The organism is Nocardia sp. CY41 (assembly GCF_009829325.1).
Classification (GTDB): Bacteria; Actinomycetota; Actinomycetes; order Mycobacteriales; family Mycobacteriaceae; genus Nocardia.
Genome location: NZ_VUOS01000019.1, coordinates 132,884 through 154,395 on the forward strand (window position 1 = coordinate 132,884; position 21,512 = coordinate 154,395).

Below are 21,512 nucleotides of genomic sequence, written 5' to 3' on the forward strand. Positions count from 1 at the left end.
TCCCAGTATCGGAGTTCACGTCGCGCCGTGCGGTACGACGTCCGAGATCCGCCAACGGGCACCGGACGGGCGCGGCGCGCGGCCTCGGTACCCTGCGTGCATGACTTCCGGACAGACAGAAATCTGGCACAACCCGCGGTGCAGCAAGAGCCGCAACGCCACGGCGTTCCTGAACGAGGCCGGTGTCGGCTACACCGTGCGGAAGTATCTGGACCAGCCGCCGACGGCCGACGAGCTGCGGGAGGTGCTGCGGCGGCTGGAGGCCGAACCGTGGGACATCACCCGCACCGGTGAGCAGGTCGCCAAGGACCTCGGGATGGCGAACTGGCCGCGGACCGACGCGGACCGGGACCGCTGGATCGACGCGCTGGTCGAACATCCGGCGCTGATCCAGCGGCCGATCGTGCTCACCGCCGACGGCGGAGCAGTGGTGGCCCGCGACGAGGCCGCACTGCGCGACCTGCTCTGACCGCCGCCCAACGGCCGGTCCCACCGGGCGGGCCTCGACGGTAGGGTCGGCGGGCATGAAGGTACAACTGCGCCACAGCCCGGCCGCCGCCATCGCGCGGTGCTTTCTCGCCGGCGGCGAGCCGATGCGGGTCGAGAGCGGCGCCATGGTGGCGCACTCGGCGGGAGTCATGTTGCAGGCCAAGGCCGAAGGCGGCATCCTGGCCGGGTTGAAGCGGTCGGTGTTGGCGGGGGAATCGTTCTTCGTCTCGACCTTCACCGCGCCGCCGCAGGGCGGGTGGGTCGACGTGGCGCCCGCGCTCCCCGGCGATGTGCTCAACCTGCAGATCACCCCGGATCGGCCGTTCTTCATCAGCCGTGGGGGCTGGATCGCCAACTCGCACGGCGTGCAAGTGGAGAGCAAATGGGGCGGCTTCGCCAATCTGTTCGGCGGCGAGGGCGGGTTCGGTCTGCGCGCGCACGGCGAGGGCGAGATCGTGGTGGGCGTGTTCGGTGCGATCGATGTGATCGACCTGCAGCCGGGGGAGCCGATCACGATCGACACCGGGCACGTCGTCGCCTACGACCTGACGATGAATTTCGGCATCCGGCGGGCGGTCTCGGGCCGCTCGATCCAGTCCTTGAAGTCCGGTGAGGGCTTCGTCTTCGACTTCACCGGTCCCGGCCGGGTGCTGCTGCAGACGCGCAATCCCGGCGCGTTCGCCGCCTGGGCCGGATCGGCTGCTTCGTCCAGCTGATCACGATCATCCGTCCGCCGGGAAACCGGCACCGGACAGCAGGTCGGTGACGAGCAGGCGGGTGTCCGGGACGAAAGGCCAGTCCGGATCGGCCAGATGCGCCAGCAACTCGGCGTCGGTCCACCACCAGCCCTCGGCGATCTCGTCGGGTTGGTGGCGCACCGGCCCGTCGTAGCGCAATTCGTACGCGAACAGGTGGCAGCGCATCGGCCGGCCGTTCCATTCGCCGTCCCAGGAGACCCTCGCCCGTGGTTGCGGTGAGAGATCGGCAGGGTCCGGAATGACGCCCAGTTCTTCGGCGACCTCCCGCAGCGCTGTCTCGCGCGGCGCTTCGCCGGGCGCGACCACACCACCGGCCAGACAGTCGTGCATGCTCGCGAAAACGAGTTTGGTATCGGTGCGGCGGTGCACGTAAACGCGCAGGCCGTCCCAGGACCGCAGGAGGACACCGGCACTGGCGTGCCACAATCCGTCGCGATAGACCGTGGCCCGCTCGGCCGCGCCCACCGGGTTGCCCGCCGGATCGTAGACCGCGATCAGTTCCGCTCCCGGATCTCCGGCGTGGGGCGACCCATGATCTGGTGGAGCGGACATGGATCGAGAGTAACGTGAACACCGCACGCCACAGGGAGAGAGGATCGCCGCCCATGGTGCTTCCGCACGCACTGGCGAAGTTCAACCGGCATGTCACCAATCCGACCGCGGGCCTGGTCGCGGGGCGCGCGCCCGGCTTCGGCATCGTGCTGCACAAGGGCAGGAAGTCGGGACGGTCCTACCGCACCCCGGTGATGGTCTTCGAACAGGACGGCGCCTACCGGATCGCGCTGACGTACGGCCGTGACGTCGACTGGGTCAAGAACATTCGCGCGACGGACGGCTTCGCGCTGGAGACCCACGGTCGCGTCGTCGAGCTGACCGACCCGGTCGTGCGGCACGATCCGACCGCGGCGTGGGCGCCGGTGGGGGTGCGGCAGGTACTGAAGACGATCTCGGCGGAGTATTACGTGGAGTCCCGTCCGGCGGGGTGAACCGCGCGTCGGACGCACTACGCGCCTTGCACCGACTGGACCGTGCGGCTCAGTACCGAGGGCGGTAGCCCGAACGTCCGGCGGCAGGTGCGGGTCAGGTCGGCCCCGTCGGAGAAGCCTGCCGCATGTGCGGCTGCCGTGAGATCGTCACCGGCCAGCGCGCGGGTGCGTGCGATGTGCAATCGCAACCAGAGGATGTAGCGGCGCAACGGAATTCCCATCTGCTCGGTGAACAGATGCGACAGCCGGGGCGCCGGGATCCCGAGCTGCCGAGCGACATCCGAGCCGCGCACCGAGCCCGCGCGCACCAGGGCGGGGAGCAGTTGCAGCGCCGCGGTGATCACCGCGTGCCGCTCGCCCCCACCCGACGACTCGTCCTGCGGCAGCAGGTCCTCGACGACCGCGGTGACCTGTGCGGTCAGATCGCCGCCCGCGGCGACGATGCCCAGCGTGTCGGTGCTGTCGGCCCAGCCGTTGAGGTGCGCCCTCCGGTCGGCCGCCGCGCCCGCGGCGGTCTCGGGGTCGAGATAGACGGCCGTGCCGTGCGCGGACCCCACGTCGATCCGGTGCGGCGCGTCGGTCGGCACGATGACGTGCGTGCCCTGCTTGCGCACGCCGCTGCCGTCCACCACCACGATCGGCGTGCTCGCGGCCACGATCTGCACCGCGTGGTGCGCGTGCAACTCCGTCGGGCCGATCGATCCGGCGAAGGCCAGGACGCCCGGCCGGAGCAGTGCGGCACCCGCCTGCGGTGGTTCGTCCGCTGCGCCCACAGGCGACATCGAGAAGCCGTCGGTGACCAGAGCCTTCATCATGGGATGCTCCCGGCTGAGACACGCACGCTGAATCCTGGGATGAGCGTATCGGTTTCGCGCGGGCGGTATTCCCGATTCCTCCGATTACGGCCGACCCCGCCGATCACTCCACGGCGGGATTCCGGCATCGATCATGAGTTCGCCGCTCGATTGCTCGCAGCGGAAGAACGCCGGTCAGCTCTCCGAGACCTCGACCCCGCGCCAGAACGCGACGTAGTCCTTGATCTGCGCCGCCTTGGTCTTCGGCTGCGAGTAGTACCAGGCGGCGTCGGTGTTGGATTCGCCGTCGACCACCACGGTGTAGTAGCTGGCGGTGCCTTTCCACGGGCAGTAGGTGTGTGTGTCGGAGGGCTGGAAGAACTCCGGGCTGATCGAATCCGGCGGGAAGTAGTGGTTGCCCTCGACGATGATGGTGTCGTTGCTGGTCGCGAGGACGCGGCCGTGCCAGGTTGCCGTTGCCATACTTCGATTCTGCCCCGATCTCACCCGGTGGCGGCGGCCGAACCTGTCGCGCGCAACCGCGCGGTCACACGGGGTGGTCCGGCCGCGCCGCGCGCCGATGGAGTTCGACGGCCAACGCCACGAGTTCGCCCAGGTGCTCGCCGTCGGATTCGGCACGCCGCATCGCCTCGGCGACGGGGAAGGTGCGGACCTCGAGAATCTGCTCGGCGCCGCCGGGATTGGTCGGCGCGGAGTCGAGCACCACGTCCGCGGTGCACCAGAGCCACGCCTTGTGCGGGTGGGGCTGCCATTCCCGATACGGCGCGGGGCGATTGCTGGTCGCGTGGTGGGCGCCGAACCAGCTGATCGGCCCGATCGGGCGCGCTCCCGCCTCCTCGCGCAGTTCCCGGCGCACGCATTCGTCGATCGACTCGCCGCGTTCCCTGGTGCCGCCGGGGATCAGCCAGATGCCGCGATCGTCGCGGCACAGCACGATCTCCTCGCCGACGAAACAGACGACGTGGATATTCGTGACCAACTCGTCCGACGGCAGCGTGGTGGAGAACCGCACGTCCAGATCCCCCCACGCCCAGTGGGTCGGTGTGTGCAGCACGGGATAGCGGTCGGCGAGCGTCACAGGACGACGGTAGCGGTCGACGAGGGATCGTGTCCGCCGGATTTCTGCGGGTGTGCGGCGACATGCACGGGGTGCGGCCGGGTTCGGCGCTGCTCCGGTCCGGGTTGTCACGTCCGTATCCTCCGGCGCGGCGGATGCGGACGTACGATCAGCGTTCCCGGGCCAGTGTCCGGTAACTCACGTTCCAGAACCACTCCACCGGCCCCCGCTCGAAGCGACGCAACCACAGGTGTGCTCCGCTCGCGATGACCAGCGCGACCAGCACGTAGACGGCGATGGTGAAGGGGACGCGGTCGTCGGATGCCACGCGCGCGGCGAGTCCGAATCCCCAGCCGTAGCACAGCATCGAAGCCACCAGATTCTGCAGGATGTAGCAACTGAGCGCGGTGCGGCCGATCTCGGTGAGGCGGCGCCCGGCGAACCCGACCGCGGGCCGCCGCAGGTACCACTCGGCGACCGCCGCCAGGATGCCGAGGGCGACGAACGGTGCGCTGCCGTAGCGAGTGAACAGGATGAGGTCGCCGCCGCCGGCGATGCCGACGGCCAGGTCGATCGGTGCGGCGATGCCGAAGCCCACGATCATGAGCCGCTGACGGATTCGCGCGCCTTCCGGACCGAACACGCCGGCGCGGAACAGCCGCGCGCCGGTCAGGAACAGCGCGACCGACATCGCGAACACGAAGATCGCCTCCATCCGGAACAGCCCGGCGTTGCCGAGCCGGAACATCGCGAGATCCCAGAAGGAGCCGTCGGCGTACGGATTCGGGTCGAGCCCGCCGCGTGCCGCCGCGTCTCGCCGCGGCGCGAAGGCCAGGACGAGCGCGATCAGGGTCAGCAGCGTCACGTGCACGGCGGCGGCGCCGATCAGCCAGCGTCGCTGCGCCCGCTCGCCGGTGGCCAGCACGAACGCGACGACCAGTCCGGTCACCGCGTAGCCCGTCAGCACGTCGAACTCGGCGACGAACACGAAATTCAGCAGACCGTCCACGAACAGCAGACCCGCGCGCCAGGGGTAGTCGCCCGGCCAGCGCCGCCCGGCCCTGGTCGCCGAGCCCCGCTGGATGGCGAGGCCGACGCCGAACATGATGGTCAGCAGGCCCAGGAACTTGCCTTGGGCGAGCTGCTGGAGCACCCGCTCGGTCCACAACCAACCGTCGGCCTGCCCGCCCAGGCCGTGGAGATAGCCGATCAGCCCCCTCCGGATCGGTCATGATCCAGACATTGGTGGCGAGGGTGCCCAGGATCGCGATCCCGCGCAGCACGTCCAACGCGACGAGCCGGGCGGGTGCGGGCAACGCCGGCGGAGCGGGCGCGGGGTGCTGTCCGGTGGTCTGCGTGGGGCGGGCCGCGGGCGATTCGGGCATGTCCCGACTATCACGCCGACCTGCGCCGCGAGGAGTCCTCCGGAAGTACCACCTGCGGTATGACATTGGACTCCGCCGGTCGCGACCGGTTCGGCCGGGTGCGTGACCTAGGCTCGATGCCATGCAGCGCATCATCGGAATAGAGGTCGAATACGGCATCTCGACCCCGACCGAGCCGTCGGCCAACCCGATCCTCACCTCGACCCAGGCGGTCCTGGCCTACGCCGCGGCCGAGGGCGTGCCGCGCGCGAAGCGCACCCGCTGGGACTACGAGGTGGAGTCGCCGCTGCGCGACGCGCGCGGATTCGACCTGAGCCGGATGAACGGGCCCGCGCCGGTGATCGACGCCGACGAGGTCGGGGCGGCCAACATGATCCTCACCAACGGCGCCCGGCTCTACGTCGACCACGCGCACCCGGAATACTCCGCGCCCGAGGTCACCGACCCGCTGGACGCGGTGATCTGGGACAAGGCGGGCGAGCGGGTGATGGAGGCCGCCGCGCGGCACGCCTCCAGCGTGCCGGGGGCCCCGCGGCTGCAGCTGTACAAGAACAACGTCGACGGCAAGGGCGCCTCGTACGGCACCCACGAGAACTACCTGATGAGCAGGGACACCCCGTTCAACCAGATCATCGTCGGGCTCACGCCGTTCTTCGTGTCCCGGCAGGTGGTCTGCGGCTCCGGCCGGGTCGGCATCGGCCAGTCCGGCGACCACGCGGGCTTCCAGTTGTCCCAGCGCTCGGACTACATCGAAGTCGAGGTCGGCCTGGAGACCACACTCAAGCGGGGCATCATCAACACCCGCGACGAACCGCACGCCGACGCCGACAAGTACCGCAGGCTGCACGTCATCATCGGTGACGCCAATCTGGCCGAGATGTCGACCTACCTCAAGGTCGGCACCACCGCGCTGGTCCTCGATCTGATCGAGGCGGGCGAGGACCTGTCGGACCTGCAACTGGCGCGCCCGGTCACCGCGGTGCACACGATCAGCCACGACCCCACGCTGCGGGCGACCGTCGCGCTCGCCGACGGCCGGGAGCTGACCGGCCTCGCCTTGCAGCGGGTCTATCTGGATCGGGTGATCAAATTCGTCGACCGCACCGGAAACGACGACAAACGCGTGCAGGACATCATCGAGAACTGGGCCATGGTGCTGGACCTGCTCGAACGCGATCCGATGGAGTGCGCGAACCTGCTCGACTGGCCGGCCAAGCTGCGTCTGCTCGAGGGCATGCGCAGCCGCGAGGGACTCGGCTGGGCGGCCCCCAAGCTGCACCTGATGGACCTGCAGTACTCCGACGTGCGGCTGGACAAGGGGCTGTACAACCGCCTGGTCGCCCGTGGCTCGATGAAGCGCCTGATCAGCGAGCAGCAGGTCCTCGACGCCATGACCAACCCGCCCACCGACACCCGCGCCTACTTCCGCGGCGAATGCCTGCGCCGCTTCGGCGCCGATATCGCGGCGGCCAGCTGGGACTCGGTGATCTTCGACCTGGGCGGCGACTCCCTCGTGCGCATCCCCACCCTGGAACCCCGCCGCGGCACCAAAGCCCACGTCGGCAAACTCCTCGACGGCGTGACCACCGCCGCTGACCTGGTGGAGCAGCTGACGACGTAGCCTCCGGCAGCGCGTGTCCCGATCGGCTGACGGCACGGCCCGGCAGGGCCTTGCCTCGATCGCCCTATGCCACCACACCAGCTCAGCTAAGGGTTTCGAGCGAGACCGGGCATTGTCCGTTCGCGGTCCCGCTCGGACACGAGCCGTGGAGGGGCCGCGAACACGCAGCGCCGCAGGCGCTGCAAGGCAAACACCGCCACACAAAATAAGCACACTGTCGGTGCTGGTAGGTAGTGTTGAGGGACGAGCACGGACAATGCTCATGATCGGGATCGTGCTCACGATGGGTCCCGGTCATGGTGAGGACAGAGGAGGTCGGCTGCCATGGCACAAGAGCAGACCAAGCGCGCCGGGGGTGGCGACGAGGACGAGGGCCCGGACGGTGTGGATGCCGCCGGTCAGGAGCGCCGCGAGAAGCTGGCGGAGGAAACCGACGACCTGCTCGACGAGATCGATGACGTGCTCGAGGAGAACGCCGAGGACTTCGTCCGCGCGTACGTGCAGAAAGGTGGCCAGTGACAGTCGGTGACCCCTCGCGTCTCCACCTGGGGTACGCCCTCTCGTCCTTCTCCGACTATCTCCGTATGCATGCTCCGGACTTGTTGCCCGTAAACAGGTTCGGACAGGGTGCCGCCGGAATCTCCGGCGGCACTTCCGCGAAGGAGATCGCTCCGCACGGCACCACCATCGTCGCGGTGAGTTACCGCGGTGGTGTGCTGATCGCGGGCGACCGGCGTGCCACGCAGGGGAACCTGTTGGCCAGCCGGGATATCGAGAAGGTCTACATCACGGACAGCTATTCCGCGGCCGGTATCGCGGGCACCGCGGGCATGGCGGTGGAGATGGTGCGAATCTTCGCGGTGGAGCTGGAGCACTACGAGAAGCTCGAGGGCGTGCCGCTGACCTTCGACGGCAAGGCCAACAAGCTGTCGAAGATGGTGCGTGAGAATTTGCCCGCGGCCTTGCAGGGTCTGGCGGTGGTGCCGATGCTGGTCGGTTACGACCTGAACGCCACCGATCCGGACAAGGCGGGCCGCATCGTGTCGTTCGATGTGGTGGGTGGACGCAGCGAGGAGCGATTCGGGTACGCCGCGGTCGGTTCCGGCTCGGTATTCGCGAAGTCGGCGCTGAAGAAGTTGTACGCCAAGGGAATCGATCAGGAGCGTGCGCTGCGCATCGCCGTCGAGTCGCTGTTCGACGCGGCCGATGACGACACCGCGACGGGCGGCCCGGATCTGGTGCGCGGCATCTTCCCGACGGCGATCGTGATCGATGAGGAGGGTGCGGTCGAGGTGACCGAGTCGCGTCTCGAGGAGATCGCGCGCGGCGTCGTCGCCGACCGCGCGGCCGCCGAAGAAGGGAGCGCCTGATCATGACGTTGCCGTACTACGCGTCGGCCGAGCAGATCATGCGCGACAAGACCGAGCTCGCGCGCAAGGGCATCGGTCGGGGGCGCAGCGTCGTGGTGCTGACGTACGAGAAGGGTGTGCTGTTCGTCGCGGAGAACCCGTCCACGACGCTGCACAAGGTGAGTGAGCTGTACGACCGGATCGGCTTCGCCGCGGTCGGCAAGTACAACGAGTTCGAGAACCTGCGCAGGGGCGGCATCCTGCAGGCCGACATTCGCGGGTATCAATACGACCGCCGCGACGTCACCGGTCGTGCCCTGGCCAATGCCTACGCGCAGGCCCTTGGCACGATCTTCACCGATCAGCTGAAGCCGTACGAGGTGGAGATCTGTGTGGCGGAGGTGGGCTATCCGGAACAGGCCCCGCAATCGGTGCTGTACCGGATCACCTTCGACGGGTCGATCGTGGACGAGCGGGAGTTCGTGGTGATGGGCGGCACGACCGAGCCGATCGTCACCGCGTTGAAGTCGTCCTACCAGCCGGGTCTGGATCTGGCCTCCGCGGTGGGTGTGGCGGTGCGGGCGCTGCAGGCGGGCGTGCCGGAAGGGACGGAGAAAGAGAAGCGGGGGCTGGGCGTGAGTTCGCTCGAGGTCGCGACCTTGGAGCAGGCGCGTCCACGCCGGGCGTTCCGGCGGGTGGCCGATGCCGCGCTGGAGCGCTTGCTCAGCCCGGCGCAGCCGGACGGCGGGTCCGCTGCGCAGGAGAGCGGCGCCGAGGCCGAGGCTGCGGAGCCCTCGGCGAAGGACACCCCGCCGGCGGAGTGATCCGCCCGGGCCGACGAGCTCGGCGGCCCGCGAACGACGTCTCGTTCGCGGGCCGCGTCGGCATGCCCGCGCCCGGTCCCGCCGTGTGCTTCCTCCGCCGGAAGCGGGGTATCGGCCGGGCAAATTCCGACAAAGCGGGCCAAATTGTTGTGAAGACGTATGCATACGGGTTGTTCGGTGCACCACGCAAGTCCCTGACATGGCTGTAATGTCGATGGTGTGCAGCGACGAATTATGGGGATCGAGACCGAGTTCGGTGTGACATGCACCTTCCACGGTCACCGTCGACTGTCCCCCGACGAGGTGGCCCGGTATCTGTTCCGCCGGGTGGTGTCCTGGGGCCGTAGCTCGAACGTGTTCCTCCGCAACGGTGCTCGGCTCTACCTCGATGTCGGGTCCCATCCGGAGTACGCGACCGCGGAGTGCGACAACCTGGCGCAATTGGTGACCCACGACCGTGCGGGCGAGCGGGTCCTCGAAGAGTTGCTGATCGACGCCGAGCAGCGTCTGGCCGAAGAAGGCATCGGCGGCGACATCTATCTGTTCAAGAACAACACCGACTCCGCGGGCAACTCCTACGGTTGCCACGAGAACTTCCTGGTCGTTCGGGCAGGCGAGTTCTCCCGGATCTCGGACGTGCTGCTGCCGTTCCTGGTCACCCGCCAGCTGATCTGCGGCGCGGGCAAGGTGCTGCAGACACCGAAGGCCGCCACGTTCTGCCTGTCGCAGCGTGCCGAGCACATCTGGGAGGGCGTCTCCTCGGCGACCACCCGTTCGCGGCCGATCATCAACACCCGCGACGAGCCGCATGCCGACGCGGAGAAGTACCGCCGCCTGCACGTGATCGTCGGCGACTCCAACATGTCCGAGACCACCACCATGCTGAAGGTCGGCACGGCCGCCTTGGTGCTGGAGATGATCGAGGCGGGCGTCTCGTTCCGCGACTTCGCGCTGGACAACCCGATCCGCGCGATCCGCGAGGTGAGCCACGACCTGACCGGGCGCCGTCCGGTGCGCCTGGCAGGCGGACGGCAGGCCAGTGCCCTGGACATCCAGCGCGAGTACTATGCCCGCGCCGTGGAGCATCTGCGCAACCGCGACCGGGATCCCCAGATCGACCAGGTGGTCGACCTGTGGGGCCGGACCCTGGACGCGGTCGAGGCACAGGACTTCGCGAAGGTCGACACCGAGATCGACTGGGTGATCAAGCGCAAGCTGTTCCAGCGCTACCAGGACCGGTACGGCATGGAGCTGTCCGATCCCAAGATCGCCCAGCTGGATCTGGCCTACCACGACATCAAGCGCGGACGCGGCGTCTTCGACTTGCTGCAGCGCAAGGGCCTGGCCAAGCGCGTCACCGAGGACGAGGCCGTGGATGCCGCGGTCGACACCCCGCCGCAGACCACCAGGGCCAAGTTGCGCGGTGACTTCATCACCGCCGCGCAGGAGGCGGGCCGCGACTTCACCGTCGACTGGGTGCACCTGAAGCTGAACGACCAGGCACAGCGCACCGTGCTGTGCAAGGACCCGTTCCGCTCGGTCGACGAGCGCGTCGATCGCCTGATCGCGTCGATGTGATCGTCGCCTTCTCCGTCACACCGCTCGGGACCGGCGCCGATGTCGGGCGCGCGGTCGCCGAAGCGGTCCGCGTGGTGCGCGCCAGCGGATTGCCCAACCACACCGACGCCATGTTCACCACGCTCGAGGGCGAATGGGACGAGGTGATGGCCGTGGTGAAACAGGCGACCGACGCCATCCTCGCCGTAGCGCCGCGATGCAGCCTGGTGCTGAAGGCCGACATCCGCCCCGGGGTGATGGATGCGATGACCACCAAGGTGGAGAAGGTCGAGCGCTACCTGGCCGAAGGCTGATCGGCGCAGCGGCCCGCGCAGCTGAACACGCCGCGACGAAGTCGCGGCCGGGACAACACAGCCCGGCCGCGCAGATTACCCTCTATCGGGTGGCGATATCCAAGGTCGAGCGGCTGATGAATCTGGTCATCGCGCTGCTGTCGACCCGGCAGTTCCTGACCGCAGAGCGGATCCGGGAGAGTGTGGCCGGATACGAGGACTCCGCCAGCGATGAAGCGTTCAGCCGGATGTTCGAGCGGGACAAGAACGAACTGCGCGATCTGGGCATTCCGCTGGAAGTGGGTCCGGTGAGCCGGTACTCGACGCTCGAGGGTTACCGGATCAACCGCGACGCCTATGAGCTACCCGAGATCGACCTGACCGATGAGGAGGCCGCCGCCGTCGCGGTCGCCGTGCAGATGTGGGAATCGCCCGAGTTGGCCGCCGCAGCGGAGGGCGCGCTGCTCAAACTGCGCGCGGCGGGTATCCACGTGGAGACCGACGCCGCGGTGGCGTCGGTGCCCGCCGTTCCGGCCCGCGCTCGCGGCTCGGAACCGGTGCTCGGCAAACTTCTCGCCGCGATCGATGCCGGCCAGGCGGTGCGGTTCGAGCACCGCGGCGCGATCAACGCGCCCTATCTGATGCGCGACGTCGAGCCGTGGGGCGTCGTCACCCACCACGGCCGCTGGTACCTGGTCGGGCACGACCGGGACCGGGACGCCGTGCGCAGTTTCCGGCTCTCCCGCATCGGCGACGATGTGACCGCGTACGGCCCGCGCAACGCCGTGCGCAAGCCGCAGGGCGTCGATCTGCGCGCCATCGTCGACCAGGTCACCAGCAGCGGGCCGGTCAGCGGCGCGGCGACGGTGTGGGTGGCCGAGGGGCGGGGCCGGGAGATCCGCAGGCTTGGCCAGGTGACCGGCGAGCGCGTGGTGGGCGGCCGGGCGGGCGCCGTGGTCGAGCTTCCGGTGCGCTCGCGCGATTGGCTGGCCCGGCTGATCACCGGTTTGGGGCCCGACGCCGTGGTGCTCGCCCCGGAGTCCCTGCGTGCCGATGTCATCGCGCGGCTGCGTTCGGTGTTCGACCGCACGGAGGTGCGGGCATGAGCTCGCGGCTGTCGGTCCGGCTCTCCCGGCTGTTGAACATGATCCCGTACTTCATCGCCCACCCCGGGATCAGCGCCGCGGAGGCCGCCGCCGACCTCGGCGTGACCACCAAGCAGCTGATGAGCGACCTCAATCAGCTGTGGATGTGCGGGCTGCCCGGGTACGGCCCGGGTGACCTGATCGACCTGTCGTTCTCCGAGGAGAGCATCGAGGTCACCTTCTCCGCGGGCATCGATCGGCCGCTGCGGCTGACCTCCACCGAGGCGACCGCGCTGCTGGTCGCGCTGCGCTCGATCGTCGACATGCCCGGCATGGTGGACCCGACCGCGGCCCACGCGGCCATCGCGAAGATCGAATCGGCCATCGCGGGCGGCGTGGAACCGGCCGCGGACGGACGATCCCGCACACCGCCGCCGGAGGCGCCCGCGGTGGCCGCGGTGCGCTCGGCGCTGGCGCTGGGCCGGGTGCTGCGGCTGGTGTACTACTCCGCCAGCCGCGACGTGGTGTCCGAACGCATCGTGGACCCGATCCGCATCGTCCTGGTGGACGACAACAGCTATCTGCAAGCCTGGTGCAGGCAGGCCGAGGGCGTGCGGCTGTTCCGCTTCGACCGGATCGAGGCCGCGACCGAACTGGACGAGGCGGCTCGACCGCCCAAGCACGCCACCGAGGCGACGGCGGGCCTGGACCTGTTCCAGGACGATCCGGCGGTCCCGTTGGCACGCCTGCGGATTCACGCCGACTACGCTTGGGTCCTCGATCAGTACCCCATGCACCGGCTGGCGGTGCACCCCGACGGCAGCTTGGAGGCGACCATGCGGTTCGCCACGCTGGACTGGATGGCCCGGCTGCTGCTCGGTTTCGGGGCGGGCGTCACCGTCCTCGGTCCGCCGGAACTGGTGGCGGCAGTGCGCGAGCGGTCGAACGCCGCGCTGGCCGCCTATGAGGAAGCCGGATATCTGGAGGCCAGATGAGGGACGAAGAGGCCCGACCGGCATGAACGTTCGTGTGCTCGTGGTCGGTGCGGGCAGCATCGGCAACTTCGTCGGCGGCAAGCTCGGCGCGGCGGGCGCGGAGGTCACCCTGGTCGGCCGCAGGCGAGTGCTCGACGAGCTCGGCGCTTCCGGACTCCGGCTCACCGACCTCGACGGCGGTGACGAGGCGCTGGCGCCGGACCGATTCCACCGCGCCACCGAACCGGATGACGTCGGCTCGGCGGACCTGGTGCTGGTCACGGTGAAATCGGCGGCGACCGCGGCGGCGGTGCGCGAACTCGCGGGCAAGATCAGGCCGGGCACCGTGGTGCTCAGCCTGCAGAACGGCATCGGCAACGATTCGGTGATCCGGGAGATTTTGCCGCACTGTGTGGTGTTGGCCGGCATGGTGATGTTCAACGTCGTGCACCATCCCGGCGGCCGGTTCCACCGCGGCACCGAGGGCGGTCTCGCGGTGCAGGACGATCCGGCGCTGGCGCCGTTCCTCGACGTGTTCGAGCGGGCGGGTCTCGGCCTGCGCCGCTATCCCGACCTGCGTCCGGTGCAGTGGGCCAAGCTGCTGCTCAACCTCAACAACCCGATCAACGCGTTGTCGGGCCGCCCGCTGCGCGAGGAGCTCGCCGACCGGGACTATCGCCGCTGTCTCGCGCTGACCCAGCGCGAAGCGCTCGCGGTGATGAACAAGGCGCGAATTCGCCCGGCCCGGCTGACCCCGCTGCCGCCCCGGGTGATGGCCACGCTGCTGACCGTCCCCGACGCCCTGTTCCGGCGGGTGGCCGGCCAGGTGCTGGCCATCGATCCGGTGGCGCGCTCGTCCATGGCGGACGACCTCGAGCTCGGCCGCACTACCGAAATCCCCTGGTTGTGCGGGGAAATCGTGGGGCTTGGCGCGATGGTCGGTGCGCCGACGCCGGTGAATCAGCGGCTGATCGAGTTGGTCGTCGCCGCCGAGCAGGGTGGTCGCCGCGTGTGGACCGGCCGGGAACTGCTCGGCCAGTTGCGGGGCGCCGCGGCGGTCGCCGCGCCCCAACGCGGGGCGAACGAGCAGTGACGGCGGCGTTCGCGCACGTCACGGTCCGGTAGCATCGAGACATCACAGTCTTGGGAGGTAGATCATGGGCAGTCTGAGCATCTGGCACTGGCTGATCATTGCGGTGGTCTTCGTGATGTTCTTCGGCGCGAAGCGGATGCCCGACGCGGCCCGCAGCTTGGGCCGGTCGTTGCGCATCTTCAAGAGCGAGGTCAGTCAGATGCAGAACGAGAGCAACGCGCCCGGCAACGGCGCGTCGGCTCAGCAGCCCGCACCGCAGTTGCCCGCCGCGCAGCAGTCGACGCCGTCGCAGGCCACGGAGTCCCGCACCGAGCAGAAATCGGTCTGAGCGGATCCGCTCGCGCCGGAGTGAGCAAGGGCTCACTCCGGACTCAGTGCTGTTGCCGAGCTGAGCCAGGCACGTGAACCCAGGGGCGATCACCAACCATGCGAATCCCGTTCGATCCGCGGCGCAGTAAGCGCAGGACCAATCCCGACGGCACGATGTCGTTGGTCGAGCATCTGCAGGAGCTGCGGTACCGGTTGCTGGTGTCGATCGCGGCGGTGATCGCGACGACGATCCTGGGCTTTCTGTGGTACGCGCACGGGTTCCTCGGGATCGAGAGCCTCGGTGAGATCCTGCGCGGACCGTATTGCTCGCTGCCCGCGTCGGCGCGTGCGTCGTTGAGCCCGGACGGGGAGTGCCGTCTGCTGGCCACCGCGCCGTTCGAGCAGTTCACCTTACGGTTGAAGGTCGGCATGACCGCGGGCGTGGTGCTCGCGGCGCCGATCTGGCTGTACCAGATGTGGGCGTTCATCACGCCGGGCTTGTACGCGAAGGAGCGCAAGTACGCGATCGGGTTCGTGTCCTCGGGCACGGTGCTGTTCGCCGCGGGGGCGGTGCTGGCCTATGTGGTGATCGCGCACGCGTTGAGTTTCTTGCTCACCATCGGCGACAACGTGCAGATCACCGCGTTGAGCGGGTCGCAGTATTTCGGGTTCATCATCCAGTTGCTGATCATCTTCGGCGTCAGCTTCGAGACGCCGTTGCTGATCATCGGGTTGAACCTGGTCGGTGTGCTGACCTATGAGCGCCTCAAGGCGTGGCGGCGTGGGATCACTTTCGGACTGTTCGTGTTCGCCGCGATCGTGACGCCGCAGGACCCCTTCTCGATGCTGGCCCTGGCCTTGGCGTTGACGGTGTTGTTCGAGGTGGCGATCCAGTTCTCCCGGGTCAACGACATGCGCCGGGCGCGTAAGGAGCGCGAGGGCTGGGGTGCGTTGTCCGACGAGGAAGCCTCCGAACTGGGCGAGCCGGAGCCGATCGATCCGGCCGAGTCGATCACCACGCCCGCGGAGAAATCCGCACGACCGGTGTCGGACTACTCCGATACGCTCTGACGAGTGACAGATGACCGGTCGCAGACGGGCGAATTGGACGCGTTTTCCACCGAACTGAAGTTCCGGCTGGATCCGTTTCAGCGCGATGCCTGTGCGGCGCTCGAAGAAGGCCACAGCGTCCTGGTCTGCGCACCCACGGGCGCGGGCAAGACGGTCGTGGGCGAGTTCGCCGTCCACTTGGCACTGGTGGCGGGTGGCAAGTGTTTCTACACCACGCCCATCAAGGCGCTGTCGAACCAGAAGTTCGCCGACCTCACCGAACGCCACGGCCGCGACAACGTCGGCCTGCTGACCGGCGATCAGTCGATCAATCCGGACGCCCCGGTGGTCGTGATGACCACCGAGGTGCTCCGCAATATGCTCTACGCCTCCTCGGACGCCCTGCGCGGACTGTCCTACGTCGTGATGGACGAGGTGCACTACCTCGCCGACCGGTTCCGCGGCGCCGTCTGGGAGGAGGTCATCCTGCACCTGCCTCCGGACGTGCGCCTGGTCAGCCTGTCGGCCACGGTGAGCAACGCCGAGGAGTTCGGCGCATGGATGGAGACGGTGCGCGGCGACACCGCCGTCGTGGTCGACGAGACCAGGCCCGTGCCGCTGTGGCAGCACGTGATGGTGGGTCGGCGGATGTTCGACCTGTTCGACACGAAATCCACCGAGCAGAAGGTGCTCGTCGACGAGGATCTGGTGCGGTTCATCCGCCAGCGCGAGGCCGCCGACCGGATGAACAGCTGGGGCGCCCCGCGCAACGGCCGCGGCGGCCCGCGCCGGGATTTTCGTCCGCTGCCGCGGCCGGAGGTGCTGGCCAAACTGGACGAAGAGGGCCTGCTGCCCGCGATCACGTTCATTTTCAGCCGGGCCGGATGCGACGGCGCGCTCGCGCAGTGCCTGCGGTCGCGGCTGGACCTGAGCCGTCCGGAAGAGCGCGACGAGATCGACGCGATCATCGAGAAACACACCGGCGACCTGCCCAAAGCCGATCTGGAGGTGCTCGGCTACTGGGAGTGGTGTGAGGCGCTGCACCGCGGACTCGCCGCGCATCACGCCGGGATGCTGCCCGCGTTCCGGCACACCGTCGAGGAGTTGTTCGTCAACGGGCTGGTGCGTGCCGTCTTCGCCACCGAGACGCTGGCGCTCGGGATCAACATGCCGGCCCGTACCGTCGTGCTGGAACGGCTGGTGAAGTTCAACGGCGAATCGCACGCGGAACTCACACCCGGGGAATACACCCAGTTGACCGGGCGTGCCGGGCGGCGCGGCATCGACGTCGAAGGCCACGCGGTGGTGCTGTGGCAGCCCGAGGTGGACACCAGCGCGGTAGCCGGTCTGGCTTCCACGCGCACCTATCCGCTGCGCAGTTCGTTCCGGCCGGGCTACAACATGTCGATCAATCTCATCGATCGGATGGGCGCCGACGAATCGCGGGCCCTGCTGGAGCGCTCCTTCGCCCAGTTCCAAGCGGACCGGTCGGTGGTCGGGCTGGTGCGCGGCATCGAGCGCAACGAGGGAGCGCTGCGCAAGCTGCGCGATCAGCTCGGCGGCGCGGAAGGCGGTTTCCTGGACTACCTCGCGCTGCGCGAGCGGATCAAGCAGCGGGAGCGGCAGCTGGCCCAGCAGAGTCGCGCCGACCGGCGCGGCGCCGCGGTGGACGCGCTCGGCGCCCTGCGGCGCGGCGACGTGGTGGCCATTCCCTCCGGCCGCCGCGCCGGGCTGGCGGTGATCCTGGAGCCGGACGCGACGCCGGGTGATCCCAGGCCGCTGGTGCTCACCGAGGACAAGTGGGCTGGACGGGTGTCGGTCGCCGATTTCCCGGTGCCCGCCGAAGCACTCGGGCACATGCGGCTGCCGCGCCGGGTGGATCATCGGACCGCCCGCACCCGCCGTGATCTGGCTTCCGCGCTGCGCAGCACCGGGATCTCGGTGCCCGGCAGACCACGGCGAGGCAGGCAGTCCGCTGCGGCCGACGACCGGGAACTGGCGACGTTGCGGCGCAGCATGCGTGCGCACCCGGCGCACTCCCGCCCCGATCGCGAGCAACTGGCCCGGGTGGGCGAACGCTACAACCGGCTGGCGCGGGAGACGGAATCGATGCGCCAGAAGGTTGCCGCCACCACCAATTCGCTCGCGCGCACCTTCGATCGGATCCTCGGGCTGCTGGAGGAACGCGGTTTCGTGCACGAGAGCGAGGTGACCGCGGACGGACGCAGGCTGGCCCGCCTCTACGCGGAGAGCGATTTGCTGGTCGCCGAATGCCTCCGGAAGGGTCTGTGGCGCGGCCTCGGTCCGGCCGAGCTGGCCGGCGTGGTGTCGATCCTGGTCTACGAATCCCGCCAGGAGGGTGGGTATCTCGGCGCGAGCGGACCGACGGCGCCGATCCGCCGGGCGGTGGGTGCGACCATCGGCGTCTGGTCGGAGCTGCGCACGGACGAAGCGCGGCACAAACTGCCGCCGACCAGGGAACCCGATCTGGGTTTCGTCGACGGCGTCTACAAATGGGCGCGCGGCGACGGGTTGGCCGAGTCGTTGCTTGCCGGCGGTGACGCGGGCGCACCACTGTCGGCCGGCGACTTCGTGCGCTGGTGCAGGCAGGTGATCGATCTGCTCGACCAGATCCACGGCACCGCCGACGATCCCGAGGTCGCCGCCACCGCGGCCAAAGCGGTGCGGGCGATCCGGCGGGGTGTCGTGGCGGTGGACGCCGCCTGAGCGGTGTGCGCTGCGGGCGCGCGGCGGCGGCAATATCAACACGGCGGATTCGATTGTGATTTGATTTCTTTCGCGTACCGACCGTGGCGGAGTAGTCGTGTCATGCGACGAGGCCCACGCGGGGGGCTACCGTGTGTACAACGATGCGAGTGGAGGCAAGCAGATGAGCGGCCCGTACGGACCGAACGACCCCGGGGAGGGACGCAACGATCCCACCCAGCAGTGGGGTGGACAGCAGGCGCCGGGCGGAGCCGGTCCCACGCAGCAGTGGAGCGGTCAGCCGCAGACCCCGGCCTCGGCCCAGCCGACCCAGCACTGGGGTGAGCAGCAACCGCAGCAGCAGTGGGGGCAACCCCAGCAGCAGTGGGGCCAGCAACCGCAGCAGCCTCAGCAGCCGCAATGGGGCCAGCAGCCCGCGCAGGGGCAGCCGCAGTGGGGTCAGCCGCAGCAGCAGGACTGGGGCCAGCAGGGGCAGCAGCCGCAATGGGGTCAGCCTCAGCAGCCGCAGCCGCAGTGGGGCGCTCCCGGCCAGCCGCCGCAGCAGGGTGGCAAGGGCAAAGGCCTGATCATCGGTCTGTCGCTGCTCGGCGTCGCGGTGGTCGTCGCGCTCGTCGCGCTCGTGCTCGTGCTGACCGCCAAGGACCAGCTGGACCAGGCTGCGGTGCAGGACGGCGTGAAGAAAGTACTGTCGGATTCCTACGGCATCCAGGACATCAGCGATGTCTCCTGCCCGTCCGGCCAGGAAGTCAAGGTCGACGCCACCTTCGAATGCAGTGTGAAGGTCAGCGGCGAGGCCAAGAAGGTGACCATCAAGATCACCAAGGACGACGGCACCTACGAGGTCGGTCGCCCGAGCTAGCGTGTCGTGCGGCGACGTCGTCGCCACTGTTCGGGTGACGGCCCCATCGAGGTACGCGATGGGGCCGTCGGCTTTCGAGGTCAGGCGGTGCGGGCGCCGAGTGCGGTGATCAGACGCATGACCGGGCTTTCCGCGTTGTAGGCCGAGGCGAGGGCGCGCAGGCGATCCGGATCGGCCGGTTCGGTGGGGAGGACATCGCTGCGGGACAGGGCCACCTCGGCGTCGCAGACCACTCGCACGACCGGCGCGGCGGCCTTCAGATAGTCCCCGGCGGCGCGCAACCGGGCGCGCACGCCTTGGGCCAAGTCGGCGTCGGGATCTTCGACGGCCGCGACCAGGGCCTCCAAGGAGCCGAAACGGGAGATGAGGGTGGCAGCGGACTTCTCACCGATGCCGGCCACTCCGGGCAGGCCGTCGGAGGCGTCGCCGCGCAGCGTCGCCATATCGGCATAGGCCGGGCCCGCGTTCTCCAGCGGCACCCCGTACTTCGCCGACACCTCCGCCGGGCCGAACAGTTCCGCCTTGGCCAGGCCCCGCCCGGCGTAGAACACTCGCACCCGCGGTGCGGGCTCGTCGCGCACCAGCTGCAACAGATCGCGATCGCCGCTGACCACGACGACCTCGTCGGCGCGTTCCCGGGTCGCCAAGGTGCCCAGCACGTCGTCGGCCTCCAGGCCCTCCGCGCCGCCGGTCGCGATCCCCGCTGCCTCGAGCACTTCCAGGATCATCTCCACCTGCGGGGTGAGCGTGTCGGGCACGCTTTCCGCGCCGGGCGCGGCCTCCGGTGAGCTGTCCAACCGGTGTGCCTTGTACGACGGCACCAGATCGACCCGATAGGCGGGCCGCCAGTCCAAATCCAGGCACACCACCAGCCTGCCCGGCGCGAACTTGGTGATCAGCGACGCCACCATGTCGGTGAACCCACGCAGCGCGTTCACCGAGCGGCCGTCGGGCGCGGTGATCTTGTCGGGGATGGCATGGAAGGCGCGGAACCACAGACTGGCTCCGTCCAACAGCAGCAGGGGCCCACCGGAAGCAGAGGTCACGGGCTGAGGCTACTCGTTCGCACCGACACCGCCTCGGCGAAGTTCGGCGTTCATCCCGCGGACGGGACGGGTAACGTCGGACGAATGAGCTCGCATACGGATTCGAGATTCGCGGCGGACGTCTACGGTGCACGGCTGGAGCGGGCGGTGGAGCTGATGCGGGCTGCCCACCTCGACGCTCTGCTCATCACGCCCGGGCCGGACCTGCGCTATCTGATCGGATCGGCGGCCGAGTCGTTCGAGCGGCTGACGTGTCTGGTGATTCCGGCGGACGGCGCGACGCCGCCGGTAGTGATCCCGAAATTGGAGCTGGCGTCGCTGGAATCCTCCGCGGCGGGTGAATTGGGCCTGCAAGTTCTGGACTGGGTCGACGGCACCAACCCGTACGCCTTGGTGAAGTCCGCGCTGCACGTCGGCTCCCGGGTCGCGGTGGCCGACGTGATGCCCGCGCTGCATCTGCTGCCGCTGGCCGAATCCTTCACCGGCCTGCCGGTGTCGGCCACCCCCGTCCTGCGCGAACTGCGCATGATCAAGGACCCGGCCGAAGTGGACGCGCTGCGCCGGGCAGGCGCGGCGATCGACCGGGTGCACGCGCGGATGGGCGAGTTCTTGCAGGTGGGGCGCACCGAGGCAGAGGTGGGCCGCGACATCGGGGCCGCCATCGTGGCCGAGGGGCACACCGAGGCGGCGTTCGTCATCGTCGGCAGCGGCCCGCACGGGGCGGACCCGCACCACGGCGTGTCCGAGCGCCGGATCGAGGCCGGGGACGTGGTGGTCGTCGACATCGGCGGCCCGGTCGAGCCCGGCTATTACTCCGACTCCACCCGGACCTACGTCCTGGGCGAGCCCGATCCGGAGGTGGCCGCCCGGTACGCCGAACTGGAGAGCGCCCAGGCGGCGGCGGTCGCGGCCGTGCGTCCGGGCGTCACCGCGGCCGCGGTCGACGCTGCGGCGCGAAACCCCTTGACGGACGCGGGTTTAGGCCCCGCGTTCGTGCACCGCACCGGCCACGGCATCGGCCTGTCGGTGCACGAGGAGCCCTACATCGTCGCGGGCAACGACCTCGTCCTGCAGCCCGGCATGGCTTTCAGCGTGGAGCCCGGGATCTACTTCCGCGGCGAGTGGGGCGCGCGCATCGAGGACATCGTGGTCGTCACCGACGACGGCGGCGAATCCCTGAACAAGCGGCCGCACGGTCTCACGGTCTTGTGATCGACGGCTGACCCGCGGGGAAG

The 21,512-nt window shown here is 69.2% G+C and carries 22 protein-coding genes and 1 pseudogene; 17 read left to right on the top strand and 6 right to left on the bottom strand.

All coding sequences use genetic code 11. From position 1 onward, the window contains the following. The first annotated feature begins 100 nt into the window (after positions 1–100). Together GVY64_RS21325 and GVY64_RS21330 are read left to right on the top strand one after the other, a co-directional pair. On the top strand, positions 101–469 hold the full coding sequence (locus GVY64_RS21325) for an arsenate reductase family protein (protein WP_159844137.1): 369 nt from the start codon (positions 101–103) through the stop codon (positions 467–469). Positions 470–524: 55 nt separating this feature from the next. Then, positions 525–1,205 carry a TIGR00266 family protein gene (locus GVY64_RS21330; RefSeq protein WP_159844139.1) on the top strand — a complete coding sequence of 227 codons (681 nt, stop codon included), beginning with the start codon at positions 525–527 and terminating at the stop codon, positions 1,203–1,205. 6 nt (positions 1,206–1,211) lie between these two features. Here the strand turns inward: GVY64_RS21330 and GVY64_RS21335 are convergent, their stop codons facing one another. Next, positions 1,212–1,799, bottom strand: a complete 588-nt coding sequence (locus tag GVY64_RS21335) for an NUDIX hydrolase (protein ID WP_159844142.1) — start codon at positions 1,797–1,799, stop codon at positions 1,212–1,214. A 53-nt stretch (positions 1,800–1,852) separates the two neighbouring features. Between GVY64_RS21335 and GVY64_RS21340 the strand changes: the two genes are divergently transcribed. After that, complete coding sequence (locus tag GVY64_RS21340; protein ID WP_159844144.1) at positions 1,853–2,233, top strand: nitroreductase family deazaflavin-dependent oxidoreductase; 381 nt, start codon at positions 1,853–1,855, stop codon at positions 2,231–2,233. 17 nt (positions 2,234–2,250) lie between these two features. Here the strand turns inward: GVY64_RS21340 and GVY64_RS21345 are convergent, their stop codons facing one another. From GVY64_RS21345 to GVY64_RS21360, 4 genes and pseudogenes are all read right to left on the bottom strand, one after another. Further along, positions 2,251–3,048 carry an AraC family transcriptional regulator gene (locus tag GVY64_RS21345; protein ID WP_328820989.1) on the bottom strand — a complete coding sequence of 266 codons (798 nt, stop codon included), beginning with the start codon at positions 3,046–3,048 and terminating at the stop codon, positions 2,251–2,253. A 174-nt stretch (positions 3,049–3,222) separates the two neighbouring features. After that, a complete protein-coding gene (locus GVY64_RS21350) occupies positions 3,223–3,510 on the bottom strand; it encodes a DUF427 domain-containing protein (RefSeq protein WP_159844147.1) in 288 nt (95 codons plus the stop codon). Positions 3,511–3,574: 64 nt separating this feature from the next. Then, the gene (locus tag GVY64_RS21355) at positions 3,575–4,126 is read right to left on the bottom strand and encodes an NUDIX hydrolase (RefSeq protein WP_201298100.1); all 552 of its coding nucleotides are present in this window, start codon (positions 4,124–4,126) and stop codon (positions 3,575–3,577) included. 148 nt (positions 4,127–4,274) lie between these two features. Further along, positions 4,275–5,490 (bottom strand): annotated as a pseudogene (locus GVY64_RS21360) (DUF418 domain-containing protein). 121 nt (positions 5,491–5,611) lie between these two features. Here GVY64_RS21360 and dop point away from each other — a divergent pair. The 13 genes from dop (at position 5,612) to GVY64_RS21425 (ending at position 19,231) form a co-directional block, all read left to right on the top strand. Further along, positions 5,612–7,111 carry a depupylase/deamidase Dop gene (gene dop, locus GVY64_RS21365; RefSeq protein ID WP_063018112.1) on the top strand — a complete coding sequence of 500 codons (1,500 nt, stop codon included), beginning with the start codon at positions 5,612–5,614 and terminating at the stop codon, positions 7,109–7,111. 324 nt (positions 7,112–7,435) lie between these two features. Next, complete coding sequence (locus GVY64_RS21370; protein WP_014986166.1) at positions 7,436–7,630, top strand: ubiquitin-like protein Pup; 195 nt, start codon at positions 7,436–7,438, stop codon at positions 7,628–7,630. Further along, positions 7,627–8,481, top strand: coding sequence for a proteasome subunit beta (prcB, locus tag GVY64_RS21375; RefSeq protein WP_201298101.1), 855 nt, complete (start codon positions 7,627–7,629; stop codon positions 8,479–8,481). The genes GVY64_RS21370 and prcB overlap by 4 nt, the downstream gene beginning before the upstream one ends. A gap of 2 nt (positions 8,482–8,483) precedes the next feature. Next, on the top strand, positions 8,484–9,284 hold the full coding sequence (gene prcA, locus GVY64_RS21380) for a proteasome subunit alpha (protein ID WP_159844152.1): 801 nt from the start codon (positions 8,484–8,486) through the stop codon (positions 9,282–9,284). A 219-nt stretch (positions 9,285–9,503) separates the two neighbouring features. Then, positions 9,504–10,862, top strand: a complete 1,359-nt coding sequence (gene pafA / locus GVY64_RS21385) for a Pup--protein ligase (protein ID WP_174186519.1) — start codon at positions 9,504–9,506, stop codon at positions 10,860–10,862. Continuing rightward, positions 10,859–11,155 carry an MTH1187 family thiamine-binding protein gene (locus tag GVY64_RS21390; protein ID WP_159844154.1) on the top strand — a complete coding sequence of 99 codons (297 nt, stop codon included), beginning with the start codon at positions 10,859–10,861 and terminating at the stop codon, positions 11,153–11,155. The genes pafA and GVY64_RS21390 overlap by 4 nt, the downstream gene beginning before the upstream one ends. Before the next feature lie 89 nt (positions 11,156–11,244). After that, positions 11,245–12,240 carry a helix-turn-helix transcriptional regulator gene (locus GVY64_RS21395; RefSeq protein WP_159844156.1) on the top strand — a complete coding sequence of 332 codons (996 nt, stop codon included), beginning with the start codon at positions 11,245–11,247 and terminating at the stop codon, positions 12,238–12,240. Then, entirely contained in the window at positions 12,237–13,214 is a 978-nt protein-coding gene (locus tag GVY64_RS21400; RefSeq protein ID WP_159844158.1) for a helix-turn-helix transcriptional regulator, read from the top strand. Before GVY64_RS21395 ends, GVY64_RS21400 begins: the two co-directional genes overlap by 4 nt. 22 nt (positions 13,215–13,236) lie before the next feature. Continuing rightward, on the top strand, positions 13,237–14,286 hold the full coding sequence (locus GVY64_RS21405) for a 2-dehydropantoate 2-reductase (RefSeq protein ID WP_159844160.1): 1,050 nt from the start codon (positions 13,237–13,239) through the stop codon (positions 14,284–14,286). 64 nt (positions 14,287–14,350) lie between these two features. Then, the gene (tatA, locus tag GVY64_RS21410) at positions 14,351–14,614 is read left to right on the top strand and encodes a Sec-independent protein translocase subunit TatA (protein WP_159844162.1); all 264 of its coding nucleotides are present in this window, start codon (positions 14,351–14,353) and stop codon (positions 14,612–14,614) included. Between the two features lie 98 nt (positions 14,615–14,712). Then, on the top strand, positions 14,713–15,666 hold the full coding sequence (gene tatC / locus GVY64_RS21415) for a twin-arginine translocase subunit TatC (protein WP_159844164.1): 954 nt from the start codon (positions 14,713–14,715) through the stop codon (positions 15,664–15,666). 3 nt (positions 15,667–15,669) lie between these two features. Then, positions 15,670–18,372, top strand: a complete 2,703-nt coding sequence (locus tag GVY64_RS21420) for a DEAD/DEAH box helicase (RefSeq protein WP_159844166.1) — start codon at positions 15,670–15,672, stop codon at positions 18,370–18,372. 163 nt (positions 18,373–18,535) lie between these two features. Then, entirely contained in the window at positions 18,536–19,231 is a 696-nt protein-coding gene (locus GVY64_RS21425; protein WP_159844168.1) for a DUF4333 domain-containing protein, read from the top strand. 80 nt (positions 19,232–19,311) lie between these two features. Here the strand turns inward: GVY64_RS21425 and GVY64_RS21430 are convergent, their stop codons facing one another. Continuing rightward, complete coding sequence (locus GVY64_RS21430; protein ID WP_159844170.1) at positions 19,312–20,277, bottom strand: 5'-3' exonuclease; 966 nt, start codon at positions 20,275–20,277, stop codon at positions 19,312–19,314. 84 nt (positions 20,278–20,361) lie between these two features. Between GVY64_RS21430 and GVY64_RS21435 the strand changes: the two genes are divergently transcribed. After that, complete coding sequence (locus GVY64_RS21435) at positions 20,362–21,489, top strand: M24 family metallopeptidase (RefSeq protein WP_159844172.1); 1,128 nt, start codon at positions 20,362–20,364, stop codon at positions 21,487–21,489. Positions 21,490–21,512 lie beyond the last annotated feature (23 nt).